This is a genomic window from uncultured Gordonia sp. (assembly GCF_937858515.1).
GTDB lineage: Bacteria > Actinomycetota > Actinomycetes > Mycobacteriales > Mycobacteriaceae > Gordonia.
This window is the reverse complement of the sequence record NZ_CALLZT010000100.1, coordinates 22,819-36,867: the sequence shown is the minus strand read 5'-3', so window position 1 is coordinate 36,867 and position 14,049 is coordinate 22,819. Positions and strand designations below refer to the sequence as shown.

14 protein-coding genes are annotated in these 14,049 nt (G+C 65.4%); 5 read left to right on the top strand and 9 right to left on the bottom strand.

What is annotated here, in order from left to right:
- Positions 1-59: 59 nt before the first annotated feature.
- Positions 60-683 (top strand): TetR/AcrR family transcriptional regulator, encoded by a 624-nt coding sequence (locus Q0627_RS09150; protein WP_291014853.1) that lies wholly within the window; start codon positions 60-62, stop codon positions 681-683.
- 44 nt (positions 684-727) lie between these two features.
- Positions 728-1,126, top strand: coding sequence for a hypothetical protein (locus Q0627_RS09145; RefSeq protein WP_291014851.1), 399 nt, complete (start codon positions 728-730; stop codon positions 1,124-1,126).
- 19 nt (positions 1,127-1,145) lie between these two features.
- On the opposite strand, the gene Q0627_RS09140 is transcribed toward Q0627_RS09145, so the two are convergent.
- The 7 genes from Q0627_RS09140 to Q0627_RS09110 are packed head-to-tail and all read right to left on the bottom strand — an operon-like array spanning position 1,146 to position 6,834.
- On the bottom strand, positions 1,146-1,952 hold the full coding sequence (locus Q0627_RS09140; RefSeq protein ID WP_291014850.1) for an NAD(P)-dependent oxidoreductase: 807 nt from the start codon (positions 1,950-1,952) through the stop codon (positions 1,146-1,148).
- Positions 1,952-2,770 (bottom strand): NAD(P)-dependent oxidoreductase, encoded by an 819-nt coding sequence (locus tag Q0627_RS09135; RefSeq protein WP_291014849.1) that lies wholly within the window; start codon positions 2,768-2,770, stop codon positions 1,952-1,954. Before Q0627_RS09135 ends, Q0627_RS09140 begins: the two co-directional genes overlap by 1 nt.
- Before the next feature lie 13 nt (positions 2,771-2,783).
- On the bottom strand, positions 2,784-4,193 hold the full coding sequence (locus Q0627_RS09130) for a cytochrome P450 (protein ID WP_291014847.1): 1,410 nt from the start codon (positions 4,191-4,193) through the stop codon (positions 2,784-2,786).
- Between the two features lie 27 nt (positions 4,194-4,220).
- The gene (locus Q0627_RS09125; RefSeq protein ID WP_291014858.1) at positions 4,221-4,418 is read right to left on the bottom strand and encodes a ferredoxin; all 198 of its coding nucleotides are present in this window, start codon (positions 4,416-4,418) and stop codon (positions 4,221-4,223) included.
- Between the two features lie 13 nt (positions 4,419-4,431).
- The gene (locus Q0627_RS09120) at positions 4,432-5,292 is read right to left on the bottom strand and encodes a mycofactocin-coupled SDR family oxidoreductase (RefSeq protein ID WP_291014845.1); all 861 of its coding nucleotides are present in this window, start codon (positions 5,290-5,292) and stop codon (positions 4,432-4,434) included.
- A gap of 13 nt (positions 5,293-5,305) precedes the next feature.
- Positions 5,306-6,022, bottom strand: a complete 717-nt coding sequence (locus tag Q0627_RS09115; RefSeq protein ID WP_298809218.1) for an SDR family NAD(P)-dependent oxidoreductase — start codon at positions 6,020-6,022, stop codon at positions 5,306-5,308.
- A gap of 5 nt (positions 6,023-6,027) precedes the next feature.
- Positions 6,028-6,834, bottom strand: a complete 807-nt coding sequence (locus Q0627_RS09110) for a TauD/TfdA family dioxygenase (RefSeq protein ID WP_298809216.1) — start codon at positions 6,832-6,834, stop codon at positions 6,028-6,030.
- A gap of 211 nt (positions 6,835-7,045) precedes the next feature.
- Here Q0627_RS09110 and Q0627_RS09105 point away from each other — a divergent pair, with 211 nt between their 5' ends.
- From Q0627_RS09105 to Q0627_RS09095, 3 genes are all read left to right on the top strand, one after another.
- A complete protein-coding gene (locus Q0627_RS09105; RefSeq protein WP_298809214.1) occupies positions 7,046-8,542 on the top strand; it encodes an aldehyde dehydrogenase family protein in 1,497 nt (498 codons plus the stop codon).
- A 9-nt stretch (positions 8,543-8,551) separates the two neighbouring features.
- Entirely contained in the window at positions 8,552-9,757 is a 1,206-nt protein-coding gene (locus Q0627_RS09100) for a CaiB/BaiF CoA-transferase family protein (RefSeq protein ID WP_298809212.1), read from the top strand.
- A gap of 410 nt (positions 9,758-10,167) precedes the next feature.
- Positions 10,168-11,091: an SMP-30/gluconolactonase/LRE family protein gene (locus Q0627_RS09095; protein WP_291019911.1), complete on the top strand. Its 924-nt coding sequence runs from the start codon at positions 10,168-10,170 to the stop codon at positions 11,089-11,091.
- Positions 11,092-11,193: 102 nt separating this feature from the next.
- Here Q0627_RS09095 and Q0627_RS09090 read toward each other — a convergent pair whose 3' ends face one another.
- Together Q0627_RS09090 and Q0627_RS09085 are read right to left on the bottom strand one after the other, a co-directional pair.
- Positions 11,194-12,375: an amidohydrolase family protein gene (locus tag Q0627_RS09090; protein WP_291019909.1), complete on the bottom strand. Its 1,182-nt coding sequence runs from the start codon at positions 12,373-12,375 to the stop codon at positions 11,194-11,196.
- A 35-nt stretch (positions 12,376-12,410) separates the two neighbouring features.
- Complete coding sequence (locus tag Q0627_RS09085; protein WP_298809225.1) at positions 12,411-13,949, bottom strand: AMP-binding protein; 1,539 nt, start codon at positions 13,947-13,949, stop codon at positions 12,411-12,413.
- Positions 13,950-14,049: the final 100 nt, after the last annotated feature.

Genomic DNA, 14,049 nt, shown 5'->3' with positions numbered 1-14,049 from the left:
CCTACCTACTATGTGTTCACTAGGTCAGTTTCGGACAGCCCCCCGAAGGTAGGACAACGGTGACGGTTGTGCGACCGTACGACGCCTTGCTGGTCAAGGGTGAAGAGCGTAAGCGACTCATCCTTGACGTGGCTCAGCGACTGCTGATCCGCAACGGCTGGCGGAGTACGTCCCTCGCGCAGATCGCCCAGGAAGCCGGAGTCACATCTGCGGGAATCCTGCATCATTTCGGGTCGAAGGCACAGCTACTGCACGCCGTATTGGAACGACGGGATGCCGACGACAACCGGCACGCCGATTTGGGAGGTGACATCCTTGAAGAACTCGAGCATGTCGCCGAACGATTCGAACGGTCACCGGAGCTCATCGGCATGTTCGTCGTTCTGCGGGCGGAGAACCTCGATCCCGACTCACCCCTGCATGACCGGTTGTTGCACCGTCACCAGGTGGCCGTGGACATCGTCGCCGAAGGTATCCGGCGAGGTCAGCGGGAGGGACGTTTCCGGACCGACCTGGACGCGGCCGACAAGGCCGTGGAAGCTGTCGCCTTCATCAACGGGATGGAAACAACATGGCTACTGGACTCGTCAATACCACTCACCCGCGTGTTCCGGGAGTACGTGAGATCGCTCGAGCGCGAGCTGACGCGCGGCGTCGGCCCCTCCGCAAGCGGCTCGCAGTAATCGCACCCGATGCGGCATCGGCAGTCGAACATGCCGGCGGCTGGTTGTTCGACCAGGCGCTGGCCGGCTGGGAGGTCACCGTTCACGTGGCCACCGACTGCGATGTCCGCCCCCTGGAGATCCTCGGTGCGCACCCGCTCGATCACCGGATCTGTATGCAGTCCCATCCCGAGGACGGTCCGTGGCCGCAGGCTCTCGCGGTGTGCTCATCGCTGTTCGAGGCCGAGGAGAAGGTTCGCGCAGGCGTACTCGGCACCCTCGAATCGGCGCGGGCGGATCTGCGGCTATGGGGTCCGGCCCAGCCTGCGGAACTCGTCGGCAGGTGCCACACCTCCGTCTACGAGCTCAGCTTCGCCGCCCGCGCATTCAAGCGGCGTGCGTTCGCCGCCGCCGGACTCTCACCCGACACCATGACCACCACCGAGAATTTCCTCGTTGGTTGAATCATGAGTTGGGGCTGAATCACGAGTCGGGACAGCCGTAGGCGATCAGCGGATCGAGCGGGCCCAGGTCGGCGCCCAGTTCACCGGCCACGGCTCGGACTGTGGCGACGTCCTTGCCGACGAACTCGGCGACGCTGTCGACGAACGCGCCGACGGATCCCCGTCGGGCCGCACCGGCGAGTGCGCGGCTGTCCGAACTGGCGTGGGGGAGTGCCGATAGCAAAGCCTGCTCCTGAACCCCGAGCGCGGCCCCGAGTTCGACGGCGGCCCGGACCGCGCCGATCTGCGCGGTGAACAACGCGTTGTTAACCAGTTTCACGCACTGGCCGGCACCGAGGGCACCCGCGTGGATGATCGGATCGGCGTAGACACCGAGCAGTGGTGAGACGGCGTCGACGGCCTCGGCCGGTCCGCCGACGAACAGCGTGAGATCGCCGGCGGCGATATTGTGCGGTCCGCCGCTCACCGCGGCGTCGAGCACGGTGATACCGCGTGGCTCGAACGCTGCCGCGATGTCCTGGGTGGTGCGCGGGCTGCCGGTGGTGTGGATGACCAGGGTGGTGCCGGGCCGGATCCGCTCCGTGAGCGGGCCGGCCAGGCAGACTTCGCGGACCTGGTCGTCGGTCAGTACGGCGATCAGGATCATGTCGGTTCCGGCTTCGGCGACCTCACCGATATCCGATACCGGCCGGACCCCGGCCTCCCGCAGGCGGTCACCGGCATCGTCGTTTCGGCTCAGCGCCGTCACCGTGTGGCCGGCTTCGGCCAGTCGTCGGGCCATGGGAAGTCCCATCCGCCCGGCGCCGACGATGCCGATCGAGCTCACTACTGCAGCCCCATCATCCGTAGGGTGGTGCGCGCCGTCGACAGCACGACCTCGCTCGGCGCGCCCGACTCGGCGGCTATACCGTCGATGAGCGAGACGTCCTTGAGCAGGACGTTGCCGGCGTGCCCGGCGATGCGGTCGAGGGTGCCGCCCGCCGAGGCGACGCGTTCGAGGGCGAAGCTGTTGGCTGTGCCGTGGGTGATCACCTCCGCCAGCCGGGTGGCGTCGACGCCGAGGGACTTGCCGAGGCCGAGCGTGTCGGCGGCCGTCGCCAGGTTGGCGGTGAACAGCACATTGTTGAGCAGTTTGGTGACCTGCCCGGAGCCGAGCGGACCGAGATGCACCACCGGATCGCCGTAAGTATGAAAGACCGGCAGACATGTGGCTACCGGCTCGTCGTCGCCGCCCACCATCACCAGCAGAGTGCCGGCCTCGGCGGCGCGACCGCCGCCGCTGACCGGCGCGTCCACCACCGACACGCCGCGCTCGGCCGCCTCGGCGGCGAGCTTCACGCAGGTGTCGGGGTGAACGGTGCTGTGCACCACGATGATTCCGCCCTTACGCATCCCTGACAGCACACCGCCGGGGCCGGTGGCCACCGACAGCACGTCGTCGTCGCCCACCACACACAGGCACACGATGTCGCTCGCCGCGCCCAGTCCGGCCGGTGACTGTGCGGTCTTGGCGGACGAGTCGGCAAACGGCTCAAGGGTTTCCGGCCGTCGCGCCCACAGCACGGTGTCGATACCGGCGTCGGCTATCCGCCGGGCCATCGGCCCGCCCTGACTGCCGAGCCCGATGAAACCGACCGTCGTCATAGGATGACTCCGGTCATTCGCCGTCCGCTTCGCGTTTGCGGGAAATCGACAGGGGTTCTGCCAGCCGCTCGTTCACGACCATCTCCTGCAACTCGACGAGGGTGTCGGCGAGCGACTTGTGGGTGCGGGGGCCGGGGGTGAAGGTGGCCGGCAGGTGCCGCATCCCCTGGATCACGCCGATCGAGTCGTAGTGCACGCTGCCCTCGGGGTCGCATACATAGTCGGGCATGCGGTCGAATACCGCGACCAGCATCCGCTTGAAGACGGTGCGGGCCACGTTCGATCCGATGCAGCGGTGCACGCCGAGACCGAAACTGAAGTGCCGGTTGCCCTTACGTTCCATGTCGATGGTGTTGGGCTCCGGGAAGAGGCTGGGATCCCGGTTGGCCATCGCCCACGACAGCCACAGTCGTTCGCCCTCGTGGAACTCGGTGCCGGCGATCTCGCAGTCCTCGGAGATCGTGCGCCCGTCGCCCGCGGCGGGGGTGAAGTAGCGCAGGAACTCCTCGGTGGCCGGGTTGATCAGCTTGTCCATGTCGGCACTGAGTCGCGCTCGCTGGTCAGGGTTTTCCGAAAGCCATTCCAGCGCATGGGCTGTGAGCGCTGTGGTGGTGTCGAAGCCGCCGCCGATGACGAGGCTGAGGATGCCCAGCAGCTCCATGTCGTCGGGGGCGCCGCCGTCGATGGCCGCATTGGCCACGGCGTTGATGAGTCCGGGACGCGGGTTGGCCCGGATCTCGAACATGTTGGTGATCAGGTCGATACCGAGTTCGCGGTGCAGGGCGGCGATGCGCGGGGCATCGGGTGAGTCCGGCGGTGTGTAGACCGCGGCATGCACCGGCTCGTTGTAGATGGTCCACTTCTCGATCGGGATGCCGAGCATCGCCAGAGTCAATACCGCCGGAACGATATTCGCCAGTTCGTCGACGAAATCGATACGGCCCGACTCGATCTTCTCGTCGATGCAGGCGTGCACGATCTTGTCGATGAACGGCACCCAGCGTTTGACCGCGGCAGGCGACAGATACGGGTTGAGGATGGAGCGGAAGAAGCTGTGCTCGGGCTCGTCCATCTCCAGGATGCCGCCGCGCACACCGGATGCGCGCTCGGCGGTGGGCACGTTGATTCCCTTGTAGCCCTTACGTTGTCCGCGCACGTCGTGGTCGTTGGACACGTACGGACAGCGGGCCAGCTCGAAGACGGCGTCGCTGCTCGCGGCCACCCAGTGCCCGTCGTAGGTGTCGCTCCAGGCGACCGGGCACTTGTCCTGCATCTCCTCGGTGATGTCGAGGAACTTCTCGCGGTACCCGGGCGCGTGACGGTCGAAGGAGTACCGATTCTTTTTTCTGTCGTCGTCGGCCCCGGTAGGCGGCGAACCACTGGTTTCCGGGGTTCCTGGGGTCTGGGTGGTTTCGGTGGTCATGGTGGTGGTCTCCTCATTCTTCCCCCCTCATTCATCAATGATGGAAATCGCCTGTTCCGGGCACGACCGGACGGCCTCACGAACCTGTTCGGCGTACTCGGGCGGCACTTCGGCGCTCACCGGAGTGGAATGTCCGTCGATCTCATCGAGTTCGAAACTCTCGGGTGCGACCATGGCGCAGATGGTGTGTCCCTGGCAGCGGGACCCGTCAACATTCACCTTCAACATTTGTGAGCTCCTAGACGTGGTAGTCGTACCACTTGAGGTAGCCGCCGGCGTCGACGCGCATCTGCATGCCGGTGACGTAGCGGGATTCGTCGGAGGCCAGGAACAGCACCATGTTGCTGACATCGCCGGGCTCGACCCACGGGACCTTCATCGCCTGCTGCACGTAGAACACCGGGGTGGCGTCCTCGCGCGTCGGCGCTTCCAGATCGGGGCGGAAGGACCGGTACATCGGTTCGCTCTGCAGCATGTCGGTGTTGCAGTTGGTGGGATGAATGACATTGGCGCGGATACCCTGTGGCGCGATGTGGGTGGCCAGCTCGTGAATGTAGTTGGACAGTGTGCGCTTGGAGAACACGTACGCCACACCGCCCAGGTCCTTGCCGGGCTGATCGACCTTGGCGATGTCCATCATCGCCGCCAGCGAGCCGGTCGCGATGATCGAGGCACCCTCGGACAGGTGCGGCAGCGCCACCTGCACCGCGTTGATCGTGCCGATGAGGTTGGTGTCGATCACATCGCACCACGCCTGCGTCGGAGGGTTGCCCTTCATGCCTGCCACACCGGCCTGCGCGACCACCACGTCGAGTTTGCCGAACTCGTTGATGCCGCGTTCGACCGCGGCCCGCAGGGCGTCGGAGTCGCGGACGTCGGCCTCGGCGGTGATGATCCGCCGGCCCTCCTTCTCGACCAGACGCGCGGTCTCCTCGAGATCCTCGGGGGTGGCCATGGCGTAGCCCATGGAGTCGATGTTCTTGCAGAGGTCGACGGCGATGATGTCGGCGCCCTCTTCTGCCAGACGTACGGCGTGGCTGCGGCCCTGGCCGCGTGCGGCGCCGGTGACGAAAGCGACCTTGCCCTCTACACGTCCCATGATGTGTTCCCTTCTAAGTGTTCCGGCCGCCGTTGACGCCGAGGATCTGACCGGTGATGTAACCGGCGTCCTCGGAGATGAGGAAGGCGCACGCGGCGGCGATGTCCTGCGGGCGGCCCACCCGGCGGACGGGGGTGCGTTTGATGTGGTCCTCGACGGTGCCGCCCAGGTTCTTCTGGTTCTCGGCGTTGCGCAGCATCGGGGTGTCGATGAATCCGGGCGGTACCGCGTTGACGGTGATTCCCTTGGGCCCCAACTCAAGTGCGAGTGCCTTGGTCAGTCCGTTGACCGCCGATTTGGCCGCCACGTAGTGCGCCATGAACGGCTGACCCGAATGCGCGCTCGACGACGAGATGTTGACGATCCGGCCCCAGCGGGCCTCGACCATGTCGGGTAGCACCGCCTGCACGGTGTGGTACACGCCGTTGAGGTTGACGTCGATGACCTTGCTCCAGGACGCGAAGTCGATGTCGGAGAACTTGCGGAAACCGTCGAGTCCGGCCGCGTTGACCAGAATCGTGATGGGGCCCAACTGTTCCCGGATCGCCGCGAAGGCCGCGGCGAGCTGCTCCGGGTCGGTGACGTCGGCGGCCTCGGCCAGCGGGTCGTCGGCCGGCGGATTCAGGTCGATGGTCGCGACGTTATAGCCCTCGCCCCGCAGGCGTTCGACGACAGCGGCCCCGATGCCGGAGCCGCCGCCCGTCACCACCGCATTCTTCGCGCCGGTCACATCGCTCAACCCCAGGCCTCGTCCCCGGCGATGGTGGTGCGGTGCATCAGTCGCTCCGATGACGGGTCGTAGGGCAGTGCGCGGTGCAGCATGCCGGTGTTGTCCCAGATCACCACGTCACCCTGCTGCCATTCGTGGGTGTAGGAGAAGCGTTCCTGCGTGGACCAGGCCAGAAGCTCGTCGAGGATCTCGCGGCTCTCGCTCTCGGATACCCCGACGATGTGATCGGCGGTGGCGCCGAGCACGAGTGAGCGGCGGCCGTCCTTGCGGTCCCACACCAGCGAGGTCTCGTGGGTGGGCAGCCGACGCCAGAGGGCGAGCTGTTCCTCCGTGGGATCGGGGTTGACCAGACGCTGGGAGGCCTCGAAGGTGTGCAGCACCCGCAGTCCCTCGTACCGCTTGCGGTCGTGTTCGGGCAGGTTGTCGTAGGCGGCGTAGGTGCTGGCGAATTCGGTACCGCCGCCGACCATCGCGGCGTGTTTGCAGGCCAGCATGGTGGCCTTGGCCGGGATGTCGTTGGTGGTGTCGTCGATGTGCCAGTGGAACGTGCCCTTGAGGTATTCCGCAGACGGTGACTTGGACGGATCGAGGGAGACCGTGAAGATCTCCTTGCCCGCGGGGGCGAGTACCGGTCCGAGCTTCTTACTGAACGTGACCTGCGCGGCCTCATCGAGTTCGAGTCCGCGGATGAGCAGCACGCCGCGCCATTTGAGCGCTTCGAGGCAGGCCGCGATGACCGCGTCGTCGTCGAGGCTGTCGATCCCGTGTACTTGCACGCCCATCGAAGGCGTGAGGGCTGTTGTTTCGATCACAAGAATCTCCCTTCCTATGAATGAGAACCGTACTCTCGTGGGTTGCGAGTCGGCAACCGGTTTCACCCAATCCGACTGTGAAAACCCGAGCGAAATGTCCGATTCGGCGGTTCTGTTGCGTGCCTGTCGTCGTCTTGATCGGGCTGATACAGTGCAGACCTATGGATGTGGCGTATGCCACAAGTGAGAATGCTATTTCCGAACGGAGTCTGTGGTGAGCCAAGAGACGATTGAGCCGCAAGCCGGCAACCCGGGCGTCGCCGACGTGTACAAGCGACTGCTGATCGGTGGCGAACTGGTCGACATCGAGGCGACCTACGAGTCGATCAACCCGGCGACAGGTGCGGTGCTCGGTACCGCCCCCGACGCCGGAATCGCGGAGGCAGAGCGTGCCATCGCCGCGGCACGCGATGCCTTCGAGAACTCCGGCTGGGCCACCGACGTCGAATTGCGCAAACGGTGCCTGACCCAACTCGCCGCGGTGCTGCGTGAGCACGCCGACGATCTGCGGGAGCTGACCATCGCCGAGGTGGGCGCCACCCGCAATCTCACCTACGGCAATCAACTCGACGCACCGATCGGCATCGTCGAGTTCTACGCCGGGCTGCTCGATGACTACTCGTTCACCGAGGAACTGTCCACCATCGAGGTGCGTGGTCAGGACAATCGCCGGTGGGTGGAAAAGGAAGCGGCAGGTGTTGTTTCGGCCATCATCGCCTACAACTATCCCAACCAGCTGGCCCTGGCCAAGCTCGCGCCGTCGCTGGCCGCAGGCTGCACCGTGGTGCTCAAGGCCGCCCCCGACACCCCGCTGATCACCCTGGCCCTCGGTGAGCTCATCGCCGAACACACCGACATCCCGGCGGGCGTGGTCAACATCATCTCCAGTCAGTCGGTGGAGGTGGGCAAGCTGCTCACCACCCATCCGGAAGTCGACGTGGTCACCTTCACCGGCTCCACGCCGGTGGGCAAGCAGATCATGGCCGCCGCGGCAGACTCGCTCAAGCGGGTGTTCCTGGAACTCGGCGGTAAATCGGCACTCATCGTCCTCGATGACGCGGATTTGCAGCAGGCTGCGATGTTCGGCGCGTTCACCATCTGCACGCACGCCGGGCAGGGCTGTGCGCTCACCACCCGGCTGCTGGTGCCGCGCGCCCAGCACGATCAGATCGCCGAGATGGTGGCCGGCATGCTCCAACACGTCGCCGTCGGCGACCCGGGCGACACCAAAACCTATATGGGACCGCTCATCAGCGAGAAGCAGCGCGACAAGGTCGACGGCATGGTGCAGCGCGCCATCGCCGACGGCGCCCGCCTCGTGCGCGGTGGTACCAGGATCGATCCCGGATTCTTCTACAGCGCAACGCTTCTGGCCGATGTCGACCCCGACAGCGAGATCGCGCAGGAGGAGGTGTTCGGGCCGGTGCTGGTGATGATTCCCTACGACAGCGAAGACGACGCCGTGCGCATCGCCAACAACTCCAAGTACGGGCTGTCCGGGGGTGTGCTGTCGGCCGACGACGACCGGGCGCTTGCCATCGGAAGACGCATCCGCACAGGAACATTCAGTATCAACGGCGGCAACTACTTCACCCCCGACGTGCCGTTCGGCGGATACAAGCAGTCCGGCATCGGCCGTGAGATGGGGGTCGCCGGACTCGAGGAGTTCCTGGAGATCAAGGCGTACGCCGCGACGGTGAAAGGGTAAGGCTCCGTTATGAAGCCACTCGAAGGGTTCCGGATTCTCGAAGTCGCCATGTACGGATTCGTCCCGTCGGCCGGCGCGGTGCTCGCCGAATGGGGGGCCGAGGTCATCAAGGTGGAACACGCCGTCAACGGTGACCCGCAGCGCGGACTGCGCCAGACCGGCACGTTCGTCGTCGAGGGCGACACCAATCCCAATGTGGAACATGCCAATCGGGGCAAGCGCAGTATCGGCATCGACATGTCCACACCCGAGGGGCGCGAGGTGCTGTACGCGCTCACCAAAACCGCCGACGTGTTCCTGACCAGCTTCCTGCCCGGACCGCGTACCAAGTTCGGTATCGACGTCGATGACATCAAGGCGATCAACCCGAACATCGTGTACGCCCGCGGCAGCGCGCTCGGTCCGCGCGGGGTGGAGTTCGATCGCGGCGGCTACGACATGACGGCATTTTGGTCGCGGGGCGGGATCGCCGCATCGATGACGCCGCCCGACTCACCCGGCATCGTCAGCCCTCCCGGGCCGGCGTTCGGTGACACCATCTCCGGCACCAACCTGGCCGGTGGCATCTGTGCTGCTCTGTTGCGACGCGAACGCACCGGTGAGGGGTCGGTGGTGGACGTGTCGCTGCTCGGTAGCGGACTGTGGTCGATGGGGCATCAGATCGGGTTGTCGCTGTATTGCGACAAGCCGCTGGTAGCACCGAAGCCGGGTGAGCATGGGGCGGTACGCAATCCGCTGTCGGGGCTGTACAGGACGGCCGACGGCCGGTTCCTGTCGCTGGTGATGCTGCAGCCGGGCAAGTTCTGGCGCGACGTGTGCGAACACATCGAACGGCCTGATCTCATCGACGACCCGCGGTTCGCCGACAACGCGTCGATCATGGAGAACACCGTCGCCGCGGTGGAGATCCTGCGGGAGGTGATCGGCTCGCGGACGCTGGCCGAATGGACCAAACGATTCGCCACCCTGTCGGGTCCGTGGGCGCCGGTACAGGACTCGCTACAGGTCGGTGCCGACGACCAGGTGCGCGCCAACGACTACATCATCGACGTTGGTGACATCGAATTAGTCTCCAGTCCGGTGCAATTCGACGTCACCAAGAACGAATCCACCGCAGCTCCCGGCTTTGCCGAGCACACCGATGCGATCCTGGAGGAGCTGGGCTTCGACTGGGACCGCATCGTCGAATTCAAAGTCGCGGGGGCTGTGACGTAGCTGCTTCGAGGTGGTTGCGTCAGGTGTCGAAAGGTCACCGGACCCTTCGTGACCTTCGCTCCTTCGTCGCTTCAGCCTCAGGGATCAAGATGTTTGGTCGCTCCTTCGTCGCTTCAGCCTCAGGGATCACGATGTTTGGTCGCTCCTTCGTCGCTTCAGCCTCAGGGATCACGATGTTTGGTCGCTCCTTCGTCGCTTCAGCCTCAGGGATCAAGATGTTTGGTCGCTCCTTCGTTGCTTCGGGCTCGGGGATCATGATGTTTGGTCGCTCCTTCGTTGCTTCGGGCTCAGGGATCAAGAGGTGGATGCGAAAAGCAGGGGTGGCGTCACGATCTCGGCCACTACGTGGGTAGTGTTCGCGGAGTTGTTCGATGTGGCGTAGGTCGCATCGTGCGGGAGGGGAGTTCGGTATGAGGCTGGGATCGCGCTGCCGGTCGACGGTGGGCATTGCCGCGATGGTGGCGACCGCCGCTCTGACGGCCGGGGAAGCGGGGGCGGCACCGGCACCGTGTGCGCAGTGGACCGCCGAGACCGTCGCCTCGGGGTACGGGGTGCTGGAGAATCTTGCGTTCGACGGGCGCGGTAACGTGCTGCTGTCCGAATCCAGCCTCACCGGTGCGTCGGGCGCCATCAAGCGGCTCGGTGCGGGCGGCCACAGGTCGGTGGCCGTGGCCAACGTGTCAAGCCCCGGTGGCATCGTCGTCGACGGTGGCACAGCGTATTTCAACGTCGGCAACGCCATGGCGTCGGGCCTGGGGAGCCGGACCGACGGCACCATCGAGGCGCTGAACCTGACCACCGGCGCACGGCGGACCGTGGCACGCGGACTGACCATGCCCAACGGCCTGGCCCGGCTGCCCGGCGGTGACTTCGTGGTCAGCCGCGACATCGGCTCTGCCGCCGTCACCACCCTGACACGGGTGTCGGCGACGGGGCGCACCACCGGCGTGACGTCGTCGCTCACCTCCACCAACGGCCTCGCCTACGACACCACGCGGCAGCGCCTGGTGGTGTCCACCACGTTCAACCCGGCGACGGTGATCGCGGCCGTCGATGCGCGGGGACGGGTCACCCGTCGGGTCACCGTGCCCGGATACGGCCCGCTGAACTCGGCCGACGACCTGACCGTCGGACCGGACGGCGTGGCCTACGTGACACTCAACGCCGCCGGCAGGATCGTGCGGGTGGACCTGGACTCGGGCCGGTCCTGCACCATCGCTTCGGGGCTGATCACGCCGTCGTCGGTACGTTTCGGTGCCGGGCCGGGCTGGGACAGCCGATCGCTGTACGTGACGAGCTTCCTGGGTACGCTCACCCGGCTGACACCACGATAAAATGATGCCACGCTGAAATGACAGCAGGCTGAAATGACAGCAGGCTGAAATGACAATGTCCGCAACCACTTTCATGGTTGCGGACATTGTTATCAGATGCGGTCAGACGCCGAGCAGTCGGGCGAGGTTGCCGCCCATGATCTTTGCCTGATCCTCCTCGGGCAGGTGTCCGAGCATATCGGCGAAGTGGGTGGGCTGGGCCAGACCCTCGGGGTGCGGATAGTCCGAGCCGAACAGCACGCGGTCGACGCCGATCAGGTCGATGAGGTCGGTGACGCCCTCCTCGTAGAACGGGCTCACCGAGATGCAGCGGCGGATCGCTTCGAGCGGATCGTTCATGCCGAAGCCCTCGGGGGCCTTCTTGTAGGTGTCGGCGAGCATGTCCATCAGCGGCTTGAGCCAGCTCGCACCGCTCTCGATGACGGCGATCTTGAGATCAGGGTGCCGGAAGAGCGCGCCGTGGCACACCCACGAGGACACGGTGTCCTGCACCGGACGCCACTCGTTGACCATGCGGAAGGCGTTGGTCTGGAACGGCAGCATCTCACCGTCCGAACCCTCCCACTCCGAATCGAAGCGGGCGTAGCCGCTGTCGGAGGAGTGCTGGGAGACGAGGATGTCGAGTTCGGTGACCCGCTTCCAGAACGGATCGAACTCCGGCAGCGCGAACGACCGTGGCCCGCGGAAACCGGGCACCGGCGCCGGGCGCACCAGGATCGACTTGGCGCCGCGCTCCACACACCATTCGAGCTCCTCGAGGGCCTTGTCCAGAATCGGCAGGCTGATCACCGGGACGGTGAAGATGCGGTCCTCGTAGTTGAATCCCCAAGTCTCGTAAAGCCACTCGTTGAGGGCGTGGATGACGACATGGATCGTCTCCGGATCGTCACGCATGCGCTCCTCGACGAGGCTCGCCAGCGTGGGGAACATCAGCGACCGGTCGACGCCGAGCTCGTCCATCAGTTCCAGGCGCGCCTTCGGTTCGCGGAATGCCGGGATGGACTTCATCGACTCGCCGAAGATCTCGCGCTTGGACTTGCCTTCGGGGTTGCCGTTCTTGAAGTAGTCCTCCATCGATCCGGGCCGGGCGACGACGTCGAAGGTGGGGTTGGGGATGTAGTCGCTGATCTGGCCGCGGACGGCGATCTTGGTCCGGCCGTTGACCTGGACGTACTGGATCGCCTTCTTGTACCGGTCGGGGAGGAACTTGGTCAGCGCCTCCGGTGTCTCGTACAGGTGGTTGTCCGCATCGAACAGCGGATACGGCAGCTCCTTGACGGGCATGAAACTCTCCTTTGCTCTCTATGAGAATCATATTCTCACAAATGGGATGCCGCAATATCCTTACGGACGATGAACTTCTGAACCTTGCCGCTCGCGGTACGCGGCAACTCATCGACCCGGCGCAGTTCCTCGGGCCACTTCTGCTTGGCCAGCCCGGCTGCGGCGAAGTGCGCCTGCACCTCGTCGATGGTGGGCATGTCGCAGCCCGGGCGCAGGCGCAGCACCGCGGCGACGTGCTCGCCCAGGCGTGCGTCGGGGGCGGACACCGCCACCGCCTCGGCCACCGACGGCATGGTCAGCAGAGTCTCCTCCACCTCCAGGGCGCTGATGTTCTCCCCACCACGGATGATGATGTCGGATTTGCGGTCGGTGATGGTGAGGTAGCCGTCGTCGTCGAGAATCCCGATGTCGCCGGTGTGGTACCAGCCGTCGGCATCGAATGCGCGCGCGGTGAGTTCGGGGTCGGTGTAGCCGGCACACAGATCCGGTCCGCGACTGAGGATCTCACCGTCCTCGCCGAACCTGATCTCGACACCGGCGAGCGGCCGGCCGTCGGTGTAGGCGCGTTTATCGAGTTGTTCGTTGGGGTGGCAACCGGTGATCGACGGATGTTCGGTGCTGCCGTACGAGCGGAACACGGTGATGCCCAGGTCGGTGAGCCTGCGCGTGATGGCCGCGGGCACCGACGATCCACCCAGGCCCGCGTACTTCATGTGCGGCAGGTGCTCGGGGGTGAAGTCGGGGTGATCGAGCAGGCTGGTGACGTAGTAGGTGGCACCGCCGCCGATGGTCAGATCGTCGCTGAACATCAGCGCCAGGGCCTGACCGGGATCCCAGGTGTCGGCGAGATTGATCGCAGTGGCGTCCATGACCGGGATCAGGAATGCGTTGATCATGCCGATGAAATGCCCGACCGGGGCTGCGGTGAGCTGCAGGCCGCGGTCCGCCGGATACATCGCGGCCAGCTGCCGGGTTTCGTGACCGAGCGAATAGTGACTGTGCAGAACACCTTTGGGATTGCTGGTGGTTCCGGAGGTGAAGGCGATGAGCGTGACCGAGGCGGGGTCGACCTCGGCGACGCCGGGCAGCGGATCGTCGTCGAGAAGGTCTTCGAAAGTGCGGTCGATGATGCCGGTGATGGGTACGTCCGCGGCGATCGCCGGATCGTAGGTGAGGCTGCCGAACGAGGACGGGAAGATGAACACCTTCGGCTCGACCTCGCCGAGGATGAACGAGACCTCCTTGAGTCCGTAGAAGTGGACGATGGGGACCACGGTGGCGCCCAGGAACGCCGACGCCCAGAACGTGGCTGCGGCCTCCATCCAGTTGGGCAGTTGGAAGGCGATCACGTCGCCGGGGCGCACACCGCGCTTTGCCAGGCCGGACGCGAGTTGCCGGGCCATGCTCTCCACGTCGGCGAACGTGCCGCGCCACGGCCGCAGGCGCGAGTGGACGTTGAACTCGGTGTCGGGGGCGGCCGTCAGGCCTGTGTTCAGGAGGTCGCCGATGGATTGGTCGGTCCACCACCCGTCGGCCAGGTACTTCTCGGTGAGGTCTGCGGGAATCGGTCGCATCGTGGACATCTCCTCAGGGCTGCTGAGTCCGTAGTTAGAGGCGTTCTCATGTATGAGAATGCCAATCTCTCAGGCAGAGAGCAACCACCCGGGGGAACAG

Coding starts and splice junctions, on each gene's coding strand:
- Q0627_RS09095 (WP_291019911.1), top strand. CDS start 10,168: ATGAGGCTGGGATCGCGCTGCCGGTCGACGGTGGGCATTGCCGCGATG.
- Q0627_RS09090 (WP_291019909.1), bottom strand. CDS start 12,375: ATGCCCGTCAAGGAGCTGCCGTATCCGCTGTTCGATGCGGACAACCAC.
- Q0627_RS09120 (WP_291014845.1), bottom strand. CDS start 5,292: ATGGGACGTGTAGAGGGCAAGGTCGCTTTCGTCACCGGCGCCGCACGC.
- Q0627_RS09100 (WP_298809212.1), top strand. CDS start 8,552: ATGAAGCCACTCGAAGGGTTCCGGATTCTCGAAGTCGCCATGTACGGA.
- Q0627_RS09085 (WP_298809225.1), bottom strand. CDS start 13,949: ATGCGACCGATTCCCGCAGACCTCACCGAGAAGTACCTGGCCGACGGG.
- Q0627_RS09135 (WP_291014849.1), bottom strand. CDS start 2,770: ATGACGACGGTCGGTTTCATCGGGCTCGGCAGTCAGGGCGGGCCGATG.
- Q0627_RS09130 (WP_291014847.1), bottom strand. CDS start 4,193: ATGACCACCGAAACCACCCAGACCCCAGGAACCCCGGAAACCAGTGGT.